This window comes from Leptospira stimsonii (genome assembly GCF_003545885.1).
GTDB classification, from domain to species: domain Bacteria; phylum Spirochaetota; class Leptospiria; order Leptospirales; family Leptospiraceae; genus Leptospira; species Leptospira stimsonii.
On sequence record NZ_QHCT01000033.1, the window covers coordinates 1 to 1,118 of the forward strand.

Consider the following 1,118-nt stretch of genomic DNA (forward strand, 5'->3'; position numbering starts at 1 on the left):
AGTGAGTCCGAGCGGGAACCGTGAGTGACGAACGGAGCGAGAAGTCGAAGTTAGGCGACGTTATGAATTTGCTCTAAAAAGTTTTCAATTTCGCTAACTTTAGCGAGATTAAATCTGCTATTTCATTGGCAGACGATTTATTAAAGTCGATGTATCCAACAGTCTCAGCTATTCCTGGAATTTCCGTATTATCTATCCTAATAGGTAGAATATATTCTCTGTTTTCTCTAAATGCTCTCGCCTGAGCATGTTCCCGTTCATGATTAGTCCATAATTTTTTCGAATAATTTTGCGAAAGCAACATGATACAATATTTTCCCGCTTTTCCATAGATATGTGCTAAATGTGAATACAAATTTTTTCCCCATAAATCCGCTTTTGAGTCATCATCATAGAATACTGATATTTTCCTTTGATCTAAAGCGGTTTTGATCTCTTCAACAATTTTACGATCTTCTCCGGCAAAAGAGATTACAATGTCATATTCAAAACTATCCGAATTGTCTACACCTTTCATAGTTGGTCTCCGCACATCAGAAGCAATAATATATTTATATCCTAGTGCGGTCAGAAAAATAGGATTGGGTTTAAAGTGATCATTTATTTCAGTCTCTGATATTAAACCTTCTTCTTTTAATAGTTCGACTATAAATATGAACAACCCCCGATCGATTCCGAGAATTTCACAAAACCCGTCTATCTCGAAATCATACGTCTTATATATTACAAAATGATTTCTTCTAATATTTAATAATGCTTGGAGTAAATATTTCCTGATTGTTTCATCATCTGGCGTGGAAGTTTTGTTACTTAACTTAGCTAGTGTTTGTACGTATTCAGTTCCCAAAATGTAATTCCCCGTTAACGCTCTTGCTTTCGCTTTGGAAAAAGTCGATTTCTGCAGTTCAGGTTCAGGGTTAATTGTTTTGTATTGAGTTAATATAATATGTATAGGAATCTCCGTAATTTCACGGAATATTTCAGTCTCTAAGTCCTTGTCATCATATACAATACAACATATGAAGCTTTTAAAGATGGGTCATTTACATATGATCCAATTATTCGGAAATTTAGTATTTCTTCAGTCATAACTTTCATAATGTCGCCTAACGAAAGAG

At 34.6% G+C, this 1,118-nt stretch carries 1 protein-coding gene; it reads right to left on the bottom strand.

All coding sequences use genetic code 11. The features are described 5' to 3' along the window. Window positions 1-73 precede the first annotated feature (73 nt). Window positions 74-847 carry a toll/interleukin-1 receptor domain-containing protein gene (locus DLM75_RS24025; protein WP_118971034.1) on the bottom strand — a complete coding sequence of 258 codons (774 nt, stop codon included), beginning with the start codon at window positions 845-847 and terminating at the stop codon, window positions 74-76. Window positions 848-1,118 lie beyond the last annotated feature (271 nt).